The following is a 13,045-nucleotide window of genomic DNA, read 5'->3' as shown; positions in this document are numbered from 1 at the left end:
TAATTTTCGGGATTTGCTTTATATAAGTGTAATACTACGCTTTATTTCCTCCGCCTCTGGCAACCATTGCAATGATGATGATCAGTACAAGTGCTCCGATTACCCAAACCAGAGGATTGCTCATCCAGTCAGCGCCCATGTTATCGCCTTTGTTTACATCGAGGTCTACTTTTAAATCAGGTGCTTTCTCCTGCGCTTTTACAAGAACCACAGCGAAATTTGCCATTGCTGCCAGGGCAAACATTTGAATCTTTGAGAGTAAATTAATGCGTGTCATAATTTTATTTTTTAATAGTTATAATTCAGAGGAACCTAAAATCATACCAAAAAAAACAGCACGCCGGAAAAATGCGGTTCAAAGAATGAGTTCCATCAGATAGTCATCCATCACAAAACCGGATCCAATATCGAAAATACCTTCTGCATAAACGCTGAATCCCTGTGCTTTGTAAAAATGTTGCGCGGGATTGTTCTTGTTTACATTCAGTATGATCCTTCTGTCGTTTACGTCACTGGCCTGGTTCTTCAAAAATTCCAGCGCATTTTTTCCAATGCCTTTGCCTTTTGCTTGAGCGAGTAGATAAATTCGGTGAAGTTTGGTGGTAACTCTTTCATAATGGAATTCAAAACCGATAAAGCCCAAAGCAGAGTTGTGGTCTTTAATTAAAAAATAGCGGTAGTTCGTATTCTGAAGATCATTTAAAAGGGCAGAAGGTGAATACATATTTTCGAGCATGTACGCGATCTGTTGTGGCGAAAGTATCTCCGCATAGGCGCTTTGCCAGGATCGTTCGGCAAGATCCCGCAAAGTTTCAATGTCATTTTCTGAGGCCTGGTGAAAAGAAATCATACTAAAAAACCGTTAACTCAGTTCAAATAAAGTGATTTCCGGTTCTATTCCTACACGACCCGGATAACCGATTACGCCGAAACCACGGTTTACGTACAGCAATTTCCCTTCGCTTTCGTAGAGGTCTGCCCATTTTTTATACCTGTACTGTACCGGCGACCAGCGCACATTCTTCAGATCAAGACCGAACTGCATGCCGTGTGTATGTCCCGAAAGTGTAAGCTGAACATTCGACGGATGTTTCTTTACGATCGCATCAAAATGGGTTGGATCGTGACTCAGCAGGATTTTAGCGGCTTGCGGCGGTACGCCTGCAGAGGCCTTGTTCAGATCGCCGAACTGCGGAAATGGTTTTTCGCCCCAGTTTTCAACACCGAGAATATAAAGTTTCTGGCTGTTTTTTTCAATGAAAGTATGCTCATTGCGAAGCATCTTAAATCCTGCCTGCTGTTGCAGCGCCGTAAGTTTGGGAATATTCTGCGCTTTTTCTTCGGGGGAATTCCATTCTGCGTAATCACCATAATCATGATTTCCCAGAATCGAAAATTTACCGTCTTTTGCTTTAATGGTCGAGAACATCGGAACAAAAGGTCTGAATTCCTCAGCGAAGTTATTGACCATGTCACCGGTGAAAACCACCAGATCAGCGTTCTGCGCATTGATAAGGTCGACTGCGTGCTGAAGTTTTTCGGGATGCAGAAAACTCCCGCTGTGCACATCGGAGATCTGCAGCACTTTATACCCTTTAAATGCCGACGGAAGACCTGCCAGCTTCAGTTTTACTTTTCTTACGCGGTGGCGGTATTTACCCAAAACAATTCCATCCAGGATCAACCCCGAGAAAATTGCGGCCAGCCCCAGACCGGCGATACTTAGAAATTTCCGCCGCCCCGGATATACGGTTTCTGCATGTGAGGCAGAATGGATCGCATAAGTAAAAACGCGGCCTAAATCATCAAGAAGCATAAAAAATGCGATGAAGAGTTTTGGCAGTATAAACATTAAAAAAATCGAAACAGCGATCTGCATGCGTTGTGGCCGTGGATCCGAGCGGCTGATATTTAACAGTTCGAAAACGAAAAACCCGTAGATCAACGCAGTAAAAATCCAGTAACCTGCCCGTATCCATGAATTGGCAGTCACAGTTTTTATAGCTCCGAAGACATAAAATTCCAGAAGGAATAGAATTCCTGTCGCGATGAGAAAATTTTTTAACATATATTATCTTCAACAAAAAAGCACAAAAATCAAATTTGTGCTTCTTCTTTATTTTTTATTAATGATTAAGGAAATCTGTAGACAAGCGCGTTAATATTCATTCCGGCACCTACAGAAGCAAAAAGTATGTTTGACTTCTCTTTGAATTGCTGGCCTTCCATTTTTCCTTTAATGATCAAGTCAAACATAGTGGGAATCGTGGCTACCGAAGAATTGCCATACTGCTGAATCGTCATTGGTGCAATATCGTGATCATAACCGGTTTTACCGTACAGTTTATGCAGTCGGCTGATCATGGCATAATCCATTTTGGCGTTGGCCTGATGGATGAGGATCTTATCGATATCATCTAATGTTAATCCTGCTTTATCAATGGTTTCCTTGATGGCATCGGGCACATATTTCAGCGCATATTCATAGATCTTACGGCCGTGCATGCGGATATACATGGCGTTTCGGTCTTCATCTTTTTTTAATGATGGGGCGTGCTCCAGATAGTTAAGTTCGGCACTGTTGTCGCACACTGTGTTGTCTGCTATAATTCCTACGTTTTCCTCATCGGTTGCCTTTACCACTACAGCGCCGGCGCCATCAGCAAAGATCATTTTATTTCTGTCGTAAGGATCTGTAACCCGACTCAGTGTTTCGGAACCCACGACAAGAATTGTGGTTGCTTTTTGCGCTTTAATTAAAGTATCGGCCAGAATCATGGCTTCAACCCAGCCTGGACATCCGAAGATCATGTCGTAATTGATACACTTTCTGTTGGTGATGCCAAGTTTGTTTTTAAGTCTCGCAGACATGGAAGGCATAAAATTCGAATGGCCGTTCTTTCCTACCTCACCAAAATTGCTGGCGTAAATGATGTAATCCAACGATTCAGGGTCTATGTTGGCATCAGAAATCGCCTCTTTTGCCGCACGGTATCCAAGATCAGAATTCAATTCGTCATCTTCAAGGTATCTGCGGTTTTCAATTTCGGTAATATCTACGAATTTTTGAATGACTTCTTCATTAGGTTTGGTAATCTTGTCGCCTTCATCTGTATAAAAAACAGAATTCATGAAATGGTCTTTGCCGATAACCTGTGTAGGAATGTAACTTCCGGAACCTATTATGATTGTGTTGGGCATATTTTATTGCAAAATTTAGCGCAAAGTTAACAATTATATTGTATCGGGATAAAACAAAATTATTATTAAATTTGCAAAAGTTTTTTTATAAATTTATGAAGTTAAGCGCGTCCACAAAAGGGCTGATTATTTCGGTTTTAACAGTTATACTGGCCTTTGGAATTTACTTTCTGTTTCTGGCGAAGAAGAATTATTACCTTGTCGATAATCCGACAGAAAATACATTCTACTTTAAAATTAACAACGGCGCCGAGAACATCATAGCGTCCGGACAACAGGTAAAAGTAGATCTCAACAAAGGAAAAAACCAGATAAAAGTTTTCGACGCGCAGAAAAAACCGCTTTATGATTCTGGCTTTGTGGTAAATAAAGACCGAGGTTTACTCAATATTGCACACCAGGATTATTATATTAATGAACAGTTTTACGGCTATAATCTCAACAAGGATTCTTTACTCGCCGCAAGAAAAGCCACAGTGATCGATCAGAAGAATTATCTGAATGCACCCGAGCATTTCTATAAATTATATACAGATGATTTTTACTTTAATGTGGACGAAGATTACGACAAAGTAATAAAAAATGTACAGGCGGTTGAATCGCGCAAAAAGATTTTCCGAAAACAGGATTTCTTAAATTATTATAAGGACTATTACAAATTTTAAAAATCACCACTTGAAACAGGTAACCCCATACAATACAGAGGCCGGCAAAAAGCGCGAAGTCGAAGAAATGTTCGATAATATTGCGCCAAAGTACGATCTGTTGAACCACGTCCTTTCTTTGAAGATTGATGTTCTCTGGCGGAACACGCTGGTGAAATGGATGAATAAAGACCAGCCGCAAATCGTGTTGGATGTGGCCACCGGAACCGGTGATCTCGCTGTTGCCGTGCAGAAAGGAACTGGCGCGAAGGTTGTGGGTCTCGACCTGTCACAACTCATGCTTAATGTAGGAATTGAGAAAATTGCGAGACTTAAACTGAACGATAAAATATCCATGCAGAAAGGTGATGCCGAAGATTTGCCTTTCGAAAACAATAAATTTGATGCTGTTTGCGTTGCATTTGGAGTTAGAAATTTTGAGAACCTGGAAAAAGGTCTGGCGGAATTAAGACGTGTGGTGAAAGAAAATAAAAGCGTTTTTATACTTGAATTTTCTAAGGTCGAAGGAATTCTGAGTCCTTTTTATATGTTTTATTTTAAGAATATCCTGCCGCGAATCGGCAGACTGATCTCCAAAGACAGCAGGGCATATACCTATCTTCCGGATTCAGTAAATGCTTTTCCTTTTGGCGAAAAAATGAAAAACATTCTTTTGGCAACAGGTTTCAAAAACGTGGAATACAAAAAATTAAGTTTCGGAATCGCAACCATTTATAAGGCAACAAAGTAATATGCGGAACACATTATTGAAGACGAATATCCTGACTGCAGTTTGTATTGCCGGCCTCGCCAGTGCACAGCTGTTCCGAACCAAAGACCGTATGGATAATCTGGAGGGTTTCGATAACCAGAAATTCAGTTACGGATTTTACCTTGCCGGAAACAACTTTGATTACAAACTTGTGCTGGATCCCAAATATGGAATGGACCGGCAGAAAAGCCTTGTTCAGACCAAATCTTCATACAGTTTCGGTGCAGGTTTAATTGGAAAGTTTCGGTTGAATGATAATTTTGATCTCCGCTTCGAGCCAGGTCTGCAGTTCGTGGAACGCGAAATAATGTTCGATACGCAAAGTAACGACAAGTACGCTGCCGGTACGACACAATATCCGGCTTTTACGCCCAGAGAACTGACCGATGCAGATAAAGTTCGAAATGTAAAATCAACTTATGTGGACCTGCCATTTCTGATCGAAATTCATGGTGACAGATGGTATAATTCCCGGCCCTATGCCGCTGCGGGTGTGAACTGGCTGCTGAATCTGCAGTCCAACAGCACTGCCGCCGATGACAATTCCCAAGGCCTGTTTCGCACCACATCGAGCAATTTCGCATGGTCTGCAGAAATAGGAATACAGTTTTACTTCAGCCGATTTAAACTTACGCCCGGTTTCCGCGGTACTTTTATGATGAATAATGAAATGGTAGCTGACAATCCGGATACACCGCCATACTGGTCTGCTGCAATTTCGGGTGCAAAAACTCGCGCACTTATGTTTGTTTTAAAGTTCGAGTAAATCACTGTTTTTTTCCTTTTTAAACTCTCCGGCGTGAATTGTGCTGGTGATTTGCGTCCTGTTTCCAAAATTACTTTTTCAATAGTCCCAAATTCAAATTTAAATTTTATATTTTTGCTACTTAGTTAGAATTAATTAAGCCTGAAAATGCTCACAGATTTAGAAAATAATTTTTTGGTTTTAGAAAAAAAGATATTGGTCATTCGGAAAAATTATCAGAATCTTACCGAAAAATATCTGGAACTGGCAAAGGAGCACGAAGAAATGAAGCAGCGGTATGATGAGGAGAAAAAGAAAAATCAGGTTTTAGCAGAAGAACAGAAAAATATAAAACTTTATTCCGCAATATCCGGTAATCCCGCGCATAACCGCCTGATGAAAAACCACATCAACAGGTTGATAAAAGAAGTGGATCACTGTATTGCAGAACTTCAAAACACCGGTTTGTAATGGAAGTAAGAAGAATTACCATCAACATTGCCGGCAGAAATTACCCACTGAATGTGCCTTCCGCAGAGGAAGAAACACTCCGCAAAGTCGGTAAAACCATTGAAGCGATGATTAAAGATTTTGAACAAAATTTTGATGTTAGAGATAAACAGGATGCTTTGGCCATGTGTGCCCTGAAACTGGGAACCAATGCCGAAGTAGCGCAGATCACTAACGAAAAAAATATTAATGCCTCCTGCGAGCGGTTGAAACAGCTCAACAGCCTGCTGGAAGAAATGGAAAAGTAGATTTTTCTTTTCCGAAAATAACTGCCTACAATGGTTCTAACACATTACAGGTAAACTCAACGCTAAACAATAACCGGACGAATGTTCACTTAATGGCGTGCCGACTTGCTCGGATTACAGAAAGTGAAAATCAGTTCAAATCGTGTTGATTAGGAGTTTACTCTATATCAGTGAACTGTTGTGGGCTTTTTTTTTGACTGAAGTTCCTTCATAAACTTATCATTAACCTGATAGATTTAAATATCGAAGCAGGACTTTAAAAATAGTGAATAACCTAATAAAATAAAATTATGAACATTAAAAATAGAAATATATGACAACAACAATGATAGCTGTTTTAGTCGGCATTGTTTGTCTTTTGATCGGTGCAGTCGCGGGAATGGTATTTTCCAAAAGCTCGCTGAATACAAAAGCCAAATTCATTATCGACGATGCCAAGAAAAATGCGGATAACCTTTTGGAAAAAGCAAAAGACCAGGCAGAATCCATCAGAAAAGAGAAGCATCTGCAGGCCAAGGAAAAATTTATGGAACTGAAATCCCAGCACGATGCTGATATTCAGTTGCGCGAGAAAAAAATGCTGGATGCTGAAAAAAGGGTAAAAGATAAAGAGCAGAAGCTAAATGATGATCTGAGCAGAACAGGAAAACTTGAGAAAGATCTTGACCGCCAGATCGCTGATTACAGCAAGAAAAATGAAATCATAGAGCGCAAACAGCAGGAATTGAATGCTGTAGTGGCGCAGAAAGTGGAGATCCTTGAAAAAATCTCCGGCTATTCTGCCGAAGATGCCAAACATGAACTTGTAGAAGCGCTGAAAGCAGAGGCCAAAACCCGCGCCCAGGCTCACGTACAAAGCATTATGGAGGAAGCGCACCTCAATGCGAAGCAGGAAGCTAAGAAAATTGTCATCCAGACCATTCAGCGGATTGGAACTGAACAGGCAATCGAAAATTCAGTTTCTGTATTTAATATTGAATCCGATGAGGTAAAGGGACGTATTATTGGCCGCGAAGGTCGGAATATCCGTGCATTAGAAGCAGCTACAGGCGTAGAGATCATCGTAGATGATACACCGGAAGCGATCCTTCTTTCCTGTTTCGATCCGGTCCGACGGGAAATTGCAAGACTTTCACTTCACCGTTTGGTGACCGACGGCAGAATTCACCCTGCAAGAATTGAGGAAGTTGTCGACAAAACCAAACGCCAGATTGAAGAGGAAATCATAGAAGTCGGAAAAAGAACGGTGATCGACCTTGGAGTTCACGGGCTTCACCCTGAATTGGTAAAGATCGTGGGACGCATGAAATTCCGTTCCTCTTATGGGCAAAACCTTTTGCAGCACTCCCGGGAAGTAGCGAATATCGCCGCGACGATGGCAGCAGAACTCGGGCTGAATGTGAAACTGGCCAAAAGAGCAGGCTTACTCCACGATATAGGAAAAGTTCCGGAACAGGAATCTGAATTGCCACACGCATTACTCGGTATGCAGTGGGCAGAAAAATACGGTGAGAATCCCGAGGTAGTTAACGCCATTGGTGCGCACCATGACGAAGTGGAAATGATCTCTTTATTGTCGCCAATCATTCAGGTAGCTGATGCGATCTCCGGCGCGAGACCGGGGGCAAGACGTCAGGTGTTGGAGTCTTATATCCAGAGACTGAAAGATCTGGAAGCCGCAGCGCTAAGTTTCGACGGTGTTTCCAGTGCCTACGCGATCCAGGCAGGGCGCGAACTCCGTGTGATGGTTGAGAGCGGACGCATCAATGATGATCAGTCGTCTCAGCTTTCGTATGACATTTCAGAAAAAATCCAGAACGAATTAACTTATCCTGGTCAGGTTCGCGTTACCGTGATCCGCGAAACGAGAGCGGTGAATATCGCGAGATAAATACTCCAAACAACTATTTAAGAAAACTCCTTTCAGTGCTGAAAGGAGTTTCTGTTTTTATGGACTTTAAAATTTTGGGGTTTTACGAAAAAGTTTAGCCCTACATAAACGGTTTCATCTCTTCCTCGATCTGTTTCCGCAGGTCCATCAACTTCACGGCGTATTTTTCCATCTGATTTTCCTGCTCGTTTTCAGGACTGAATTTTGGAACTTCTACGGAATTCCCATCGTCGTCTACCGCGACAAAAACAATGATGCAGTGCGTTTTCTTTTCAAAATCCTTCCTTTTGATATTGCGGGAAAATACATTGATCGCAATGTGCATGCTCGTTTTTCCGGTGTAGATGACTTCGGCTTCCACTTTTACGATATGCCCGATCTTGATGGGCGAATAAAACCTGATTCCCCCTACATAAACAGTCACGCAATAGCTCGAGCTCCAGGAACTTGCGCATGCATAACCGGCCTGGTCGATCCACTTCATTACGCTGCCGCCATGTACATTGCCGCCGTAATTTACGTCGCTGGGTTCGGATATAAACTGGAAAACCGTTTTCTGCTGCATTGATTTTTATTTTTTTAAAGGTAAATATTAATTTCCAAAATCCTGAATTTATAGGTAAATTTGAAATATGCAAAAGGTATTTTATTTAAAAACGTGTAACACCTGTATGAAGATCCTGAAAAGGTTTGATCTTAAAGACTGGGAATTTCGCGAACTTAAAAGCGCACCTTTAACTGAAAAGGAACTCGCGGAGATGTATGCACACACCAAATCCTATGAAGCACTTTTCAGCCGAAGATCCACGCAGCTCAAAGCCCGCAGTATTGATGTGAACAACTTAACAGAATTGGATTATAAAAAACTCCTTTTGACTCACTATTCTTTTCTGAAAAGACCGGTTTTTCTGACAGATGAACTCATCTTTGTTGGTAATGACAAACAAACGGTCGGAAATCTGGAACAATTTATAAATGCTTAAAGTTTTTTTCTTATTTCTAATGTCGGTCGGTTTATCTGCGCAGACCGTTTATAAAACACCTTCGGGCGCGAAGTATCATTTGAGCAGCTGCAGAATGGTGAAAAATGTTTCCTCCGCTTTAGCCTTTGACAAGGCAGTTCAAAACGGTTTGCAGCCCTGTAAAATCTGCCGGCCACCTTACCGTTCAGGTCCTGGCACTACGCCACCGAAGAAAACGCCAGGCGTAGGACAAACAGAACAATGCCGCGGAATAACAAAGAAAGGCTTACGTTGCAAAAGGAATACCCAGATCGGCAATAGATTCTGCTTTCAGCACGTTCCAAAATAGTTTCTGTCAAAATTTCAGTTTCCCACAGAATTCAACCGTGAATTCCTGACATAAATTCCAGAACCTTAGTTGTTTATGAAATCCTGTCAGTATATTCCGCATGGTATCTTTTTGGTGAAGTCTTTTACAAATCAACTAATGTTTAACCTTAAAAATTAAATGCTATGACTGGTTTAATGAGAAGAAATAATTTTTTTGATGATTTCTTTACCAAAGAATTATTCGACTTCAACAACTCCGGTTTTTCAAATACCGGAATTACCGCACCCTCAGTAAATGTAAAAGATACGGAACGTGCTTTCGAAATTCAGGTCGCTGCACCGGGAATGAAAAAAGATGACTTTAATGTAAATCTTGAAAGAGATATCCTCACCATTTCCAGCGAAAAACAAGCTGAAAATGAAGAGAAAGATGACAACGGCACCTTTTCCCGCCGTGAGTTCAACTACAGCTCTTTCCAACGCTCATTTACATTGCCCGATGTGGTTGAACATGAAAATATAGAAGCAACATACGAAGACGGGATCCTGAAGATTACCGTTCCGAAGAAAGAAACGCAGACCCAGATGCAGAAGAGAATTGAAGTGAAGTAAACTTCAAGATTCCAATTATTACCTAAAACGGCGGCAGAAATTTTCTGACGCCGTTTGTTTTCTATGGGGTGCGCTTATTTGCTTTTTCTGCTTTCCAGTAAATTGTACACGCTGATACTTACGATTGCACCGAGAAGATAATAACCCGTGGTCATCCATTTTTTCTGGTCGGTGTTGGTTGCTTCATTCTTGCCCAACAACTGATCGGCCAGACCTAAGGTTCCGGCCGCGCCCAAAAGTCCCGTTCCCAGTGTTTTTCCAATGATCTGCGTGGTATTGGTAGATGTGGCGAGTGTGGAGAACAGCAACGCATTCGAAAGGATATTTCCCGTCATCGCCGCGGCAAAGACTTCTTCTTCATCGGTTTTTGGTGCGTCGAGTTTCTCAAGTGTTGCTTCAACTGCTTTTTCACCCACCTGATCCAGATTGGGAGCGCCATCCAGACACTTTTTAAATAGCTGATGAACGCCGGTCAGCGCCAGGGAGCCGGCTAAACCTGCAATGCTTCTGTTAATATAAGACATAATTTATTTTTTTTGTTGATGAAAAGGCGTGCGAAAATAATGCCACATAAAAAAAGCAGGCACTTGTTCTGCCTGCTTCTCGCTGGATTTCTTATTTATACAAATGGAGTTTTCACCACTTTCGCAGGAATATTCTTATTCCTGATCTGAATGAAAATTTCGGAGTCTGGCTTGATGTGCGACTTTGCAACGTACGCCAAACCAATCCCTATCTTTTTCATCGGACTCATGGTGCCGGAAGTAACTTTTCCAATCTCCTGACCCTCTGCATCAAATATCAGATAATCGTGCCGTGGAATTGCTTTTTCCTGCATTTCGAAGCCGACCAGCTTTCTGGTTATTCCTTCTTCTTTTTGGTTCGCGAGAAATTCCTTATCCACAAAATCTTTATCAAATTTGGTGATCCATCCTAAACCGGCTTCGAGTGGTGAGGTGGTGTCGTCGATATCATTGCCGTAGAGGCAGAAGCCTTTTTCCAGTCGCAGGGTATCGCGCGCGGCCAGACCGCAGGGCATGATGCCGAATTCTTCGCCGGCTTGGGTAAGTGCTTCCCAGATCTTTACGGCGCTTATATTTTTGAAGTAAATCTCGAAACCACCGCTCCCGGTGTAACCTGTATTTGAAATAATAACATCTTCCACACCCGCGACCGTTCCCACGGTGAAATGATAGTAGGGCAGAGCGGAAAGATCAGTATCTGTAAGTTTCTGCAAAGTTTCCGTAGCTTTCGGACCCTGAATTGCAATCAGCGACATGTCGTCCGAGACATTGGTGAGTTTCGCACCGAATTTTTCGTTGTATTTTGAAATATGGTTCCAGTCTTTTTCGATATTGCTGGCATTGACCACTACAAAATATTTTTCATCAGACATTTTATACACGATAAGATCATCTACGATTCCGCCGTTACCGTTGGGCAGACAGGTGTACTGCGCTTTACCGTCCTCCAGCGTGTTTACATTATTGGTGCCTACAAACTGCAGCAGATCTTTTGCCGCCGGGCCTTCCACAAAAAACTGTCCCATGTGCGACACATCAAAAATGCCCACTTTTTCGCGCACTGCAAAATGCTCTTCGGTGACGCCGGAATATTGCACAGGCATATCGAAACCTGCAAAAGGCACCATTTTGGCACCCAGAGAAACGTGTTTTTCGTACAAAGCCGTCTTGTTCATTTTATATCTTTTAATTAATTATTGCGTTTTTTCAGGAGCACCGGGATTTGTGCTGTATCGAAGTGTGTACCCGCTTTCCACTGTATACCGCTTGGGCGGTATGCCGTTGCAATCGGGGCTAGGACCACAATCCCTGTTTTCCCGAAGGTTTTTTCCGGTCTATTAAATCTATTTATAAGTGTTGTTTGTATTCCTTTAAAATGATCTTGAACCACTCGGTGAAATTTCCGGGATTTTGCGTCATTTCGTTTTCGAGGTCCTGCATGGTGATGAACCGGACTTCAGAAACCTCTTCAGGATTCAGCTGAACTTCTCCGTTAAAATCGCCGGTAAATACATGGTCTAGTTCATGTTCCCAAAGATTCTGGCCCACATCTGCCTTGTACAGGAAATGGAATTTTGGACTCAGTTCTGCTTCAATGCCAAGTTCCTCCTTCATGCGGCGTTTGGCGCCTTCCAGATAAGTTTCGTGTGCTCGTGGGTGAGAGCAGACCGCGTTGGTCCATTGGTTGGGTGAGTGGTATTTGGTGGCCGAGCGTTTCTGCAGAAGCATTTCCCCTTTGTCATTAAATAAAAACACCGAAAAAGCGCGGTGCAGAATCCCATTTTCATGTGCCTGCATTTTGTCCATCAGACCCAGAACTTCATCCTTTTCGGAGACTAAAACTACCTGTTCTTCCATAGTACACAAAATTAAGTTTAAATAGTCATGTACTCAAATTTTTATGAAAACTTTGGCAAGGTGGCGGATTTTGAAGCATGTTTCAAAAGGAAAAAACAAAAAGAATCCTGCTGAAATTTTTATAAGAACCGTAAATTTAATTTTTATATAATTGCTGCAAGAGGGATTGCAGCGGAAATCCCGGAGCCCTTGCCCGCAGGGCAAGGGCGAGGAATTGCAGCGGAAAGCCCGGCCCGCGCCCGGGAAACAGCGCAGGCGCGGGCTTGCCCAAAAATAAGATGCTGGTTATAAATAATTTACAGCGGATAGGTGAAATATCGTACTTTTGCCTCTTAAAATTTTTGGGATGGAGTTAGAATATAAGGACCACATGAGTCCGCTGCTGAAAGGCGATATAAAGAATTACCTCATTGATATCGACGGCACCATTACCGACGATGTTCCCAACGAGGAACCTGAAAGAATGATCGACTGTAAGCCTTATCCGGATGCGCTGGAAACCATTAACCGCTGGTACGACCAAGGTCACATTATCTGCTTTTTTACCTCACGAACCGAAAATTTAAAACAGATCACCATCGACTGGCTCGATAAGCACGGTTTTAAATACCACAGTGTTTTATGCGGCAAACCGCGTGGCGGCAACTACCACTGGATCGATAACCACCTTGTAAAAGCCACAAGATATAAAGGGAAATTTACAGATATGGTCGAGAAACAGGTAACCATAGAAGTTTTTAAAGACTAAA

General features: G+C 42.2%; 17 protein-coding genes. 9 read left to right on the top strand and 8 right to left on the bottom strand.

The features are described from left to right. Positions 1–34: 34 nt before the first annotated feature. The 4 genes from H562_RS0111385 to H562_RS0111370 form a co-directional block, all read right to left on the bottom strand. Positions 35–277, bottom strand: coding sequence for a hypothetical protein (locus H562_RS0111385; RefSeq protein ID WP_034691107.1), 243 nt, complete (start codon positions 275–277; stop codon positions 35–37). Positions 278–355: 78 nt separating this feature from the next. Next, complete coding sequence (locus H562_RS0111380; RefSeq protein WP_027377617.1) at positions 356–850, bottom strand: GNAT family N-acetyltransferase; 495 nt, start codon at positions 848–850, stop codon at positions 356–358. A 12-nt stretch (positions 851–862) separates the two neighbouring features. Further along, positions 863–2,068, bottom strand: coding sequence for a metallophosphoesterase (locus H562_RS0111375; RefSeq protein ID WP_027377616.1), 1,206 nt, complete (start codon positions 2,066–2,068; stop codon positions 863–865). Between the two features lie 65 nt (positions 2,069–2,133). Then, positions 2,134–3,201, bottom strand: a complete 1,068-nt coding sequence (locus H562_RS0111370) for a 3-oxoacyl-ACP synthase III family protein (protein WP_027377615.1) — start codon at positions 3,199–3,201, stop codon at positions 2,134–2,136. A 95-nt stretch (positions 3,202–3,296) separates the two neighbouring features. On the opposite strand from H562_RS0111370, the gene H562_RS0111365 reads away from it, so the two are divergent. The 6 genes from H562_RS0111365 (at position 3,297) to rny (ending at position 8,011) form a co-directional block, all read left to right on the top strand. Further along, complete coding sequence (locus tag H562_RS0111365; protein ID WP_027377614.1) at positions 3,297–3,866, top strand: hypothetical protein; 570 nt, start codon at positions 3,297–3,299, stop codon at positions 3,864–3,866. A gap of 10 nt (positions 3,867–3,876) precedes the next feature. Next, entirely contained in the window at positions 3,877–4,596 is a 720-nt protein-coding gene (gene ubiE, locus H562_RS0111360) for a bifunctional demethylmenaquinone methyltransferase/2-methoxy-6-polyprenyl-1,4-benzoquinol methylase UbiE (protein WP_027377613.1), read from the top strand. A 1-nt stretch (position 4,597) separates the two neighbouring features. Further along, on the top strand, positions 4,598–5,383 hold the full coding sequence (gene porT, locus H562_RS0111355) for a type IX secretion/gliding motility protein PorT/SprT (protein WP_027377612.1): 786 nt from the start codon (positions 4,598–4,600) through the stop codon (positions 5,381–5,383). A 147-nt stretch (positions 5,384–5,530) separates the two neighbouring features. After that, positions 5,531–5,833 (top strand): hypothetical protein, encoded by a 303-nt coding sequence (locus tag H562_RS0111350; RefSeq protein ID WP_027377611.1) that lies wholly within the window; start codon positions 5,531–5,533, stop codon positions 5,831–5,833. Then, the gene (locus H562_RS0111345; RefSeq protein WP_027377610.1) at positions 5,833–6,120 is read left to right on the top strand and encodes a cell division protein ZapA; all 288 of its coding nucleotides are present in this window, start codon (positions 5,833–5,835) and stop codon (positions 6,118–6,120) included. Before H562_RS0111350 ends, H562_RS0111345 begins: the two co-directional genes overlap by 1 nt. Before the next feature lie 313 nt (positions 6,121–6,433). After that, positions 6,434–8,011 carry a ribonuclease Y gene (rny, locus tag H562_RS0111340; RefSeq protein WP_027377609.1) on the top strand — a complete coding sequence of 526 codons (1,578 nt, stop codon included), beginning with the start codon at positions 6,434–6,436 and terminating at the stop codon, positions 8,009–8,011. A gap of 100 nt (positions 8,012–8,111) precedes the next feature. On the opposite strand, the gene H562_RS0111335 is transcribed toward rny, so the two are convergent. Continuing rightward, complete coding sequence (locus H562_RS0111335) at positions 8,112–8,576, bottom strand: acyl-CoA thioesterase (RefSeq protein ID WP_027377608.1); 465 nt, start codon at positions 8,574–8,576, stop codon at positions 8,112–8,114. Between the two features lie 67 nt (positions 8,577–8,643). On the opposite strand from H562_RS0111335, the gene H562_RS0111330 reads away from it, so the two are divergent. Beyond that, complete coding sequence (locus H562_RS0111330) at positions 8,644–8,994, top strand: arsenate reductase family protein (protein ID WP_027377607.1); 351 nt, start codon at positions 8,644–8,646, stop codon at positions 8,992–8,994. 492 nt (positions 8,995–9,486) lie between these two features. Further along, positions 9,487–9,915 (top strand): Hsp20/alpha crystallin family protein, encoded by a 429-nt coding sequence (locus H562_RS0111320; protein ID WP_027377606.1) that lies wholly within the window; start codon positions 9,487–9,489, stop codon positions 9,913–9,915. 74 nt (positions 9,916–9,989) lie between these two features. On the opposite strand, the gene H562_RS0111315 is transcribed toward H562_RS0111320, so the two are convergent. From H562_RS0111315 to idi, 3 genes are all read right to left on the bottom strand, one after another. Next, on the bottom strand, positions 9,990–10,439 hold the full coding sequence (locus tag H562_RS0111315; RefSeq protein WP_027377605.1) for a hypothetical protein: 450 nt from the start codon (positions 10,437–10,439) through the stop codon (positions 9,990–9,992). Between the two features lie 95 nt (positions 10,440–10,534). Continuing rightward, complete coding sequence (gcvT, locus tag H562_RS0111310) at positions 10,535–11,614, bottom strand: glycine cleavage system aminomethyltransferase GcvT (protein ID WP_027377604.1); 1,080 nt, start codon at positions 11,612–11,614, stop codon at positions 10,535–10,537. Between the two features lie 172 nt (positions 11,615–11,786). Continuing rightward, entirely contained in the window at positions 11,787–12,296 is a 510-nt protein-coding gene (gene idi / locus H562_RS0111305; RefSeq protein WP_027377603.1) for an isopentenyl-diphosphate Delta-isomerase, read from the bottom strand. 346 nt (positions 12,297–12,642) lie between these two features. Between idi and H562_RS0111290 the strand changes: the two genes are divergently transcribed. Beyond that, positions 12,643–13,044 (top strand): LNS2 domain-containing protein, encoded by a 402-nt coding sequence (locus H562_RS0111290; RefSeq protein ID WP_027377602.1) that lies wholly within the window; start codon positions 12,643–12,645, stop codon positions 13,042–13,044. The last annotated feature ends 1 nt before the right edge of the window (position 13,045 follow it).

The sequence above is a fragment of the Kaistella palustris DSM 21579 genome (assembly GCF_000422265.1).
GTDB lineage: Bacteria > Bacteroidota > Bacteroidia > Flavobacteriales > Weeksellaceae > Kaistella > Kaistella palustris.
The sequence above is the reverse complement of the archived record's forward strand: the minus strand, read 5'-3'. Positions and strand labels throughout refer to the sequence as shown.

Coding starts and splice junctions, on each gene's coding strand:
- H562_RS0111385 (WP_034691107.1), bottom strand. CDS start 277: ATGACACGCATTAATTTACTCTCAAAGATTCAAATGTTTGCCCTGGCA.
- H562_RS0111380 (WP_027377617.1), bottom strand. CDS start 850: ATGATTTCTTTTCACCAGGCCTCAGAAAATGACATTGAAACTTTGCGG.
- H562_RS0111375 (WP_027377616.1), bottom strand. CDS start 2,068: ATGTTAAAAAATTTTCTCATCGCGACAGGAATTCTATTCCTTCTGGAA.
- H562_RS0111370 (WP_027377615.1), bottom strand. CDS start 3,201: ATGCCCAACACAATCATAATAGGTTCCGGAAGTTACATTCCTACACAG.
- H562_RS0111365 (WP_027377614.1), top strand. CDS start 3,297: ATGAAGTTAAGCGCGTCCACAAAAGGGCTGATTATTTCGGTTTTAACA.
- porT (WP_027377612.1), top strand. CDS start 4,598: ATGCGGAACACATTATTGAAGACGAATATCCTGACTGCAGTTTGTATT.
- H562_RS0111350 (WP_027377611.1), top strand. CDS start 5,531: ATGCTCACAGATTTAGAAAATAATTTTTTGGTTTTAGAAAAAAAGATA.
- H562_RS0111345 (WP_027377610.1), top strand. CDS start 5,833: ATGGAAGTAAGAAGAATTACCATCAACATTGCCGGCAGAAATTACCCA.
- rny (WP_027377609.1), top strand. CDS start 6,434: ATGACAACAACAATGATAGCTGTTTTAGTCGGCATTGTTTGTCTTTTG.
- H562_RS0111335 (WP_027377608.1), bottom strand. CDS start 8,576: ATGCAGCAGAAAACGGTTTTCCAGTTTATATCCGAACCCAGCGACGTA.
- H562_RS0111330 (WP_027377607.1), top strand. CDS start 8,644: ATGCAAAAGGTATTTTATTTAAAAACGTGTAACACCTGTATGAAGATC.
- H562_RS0111320 (WP_027377606.1), top strand. CDS start 9,487: ATGACTGGTTTAATGAGAAGAAATAATTTTTTTGATGATTTCTTTACC.
- H562_RS0111315 (WP_027377605.1), bottom strand. CDS start 10,439: ATGTCTTATATTAACAGAAGCATTGCAGGTTTAGCCGGCTCCCTGGCG.
- gcvT (WP_027377604.1), bottom strand. CDS start 11,614: ATGAACAAGACGGCTTTGTACGAAAAACACGTTTCTCTGGGTGCCAAA.
- idi (WP_027377603.1), bottom strand. CDS start 12,296: ATGGAAGAACAGGTAGTTTTAGTCTCCGAAAAGGATGAAGTTCTGGGT.
- H562_RS0111290 (WP_027377602.1), top strand. CDS start 12,643: ATGGAGTTAGAATATAAGGACCACATGAGTCCGCTGCTGAAAGGCGAT.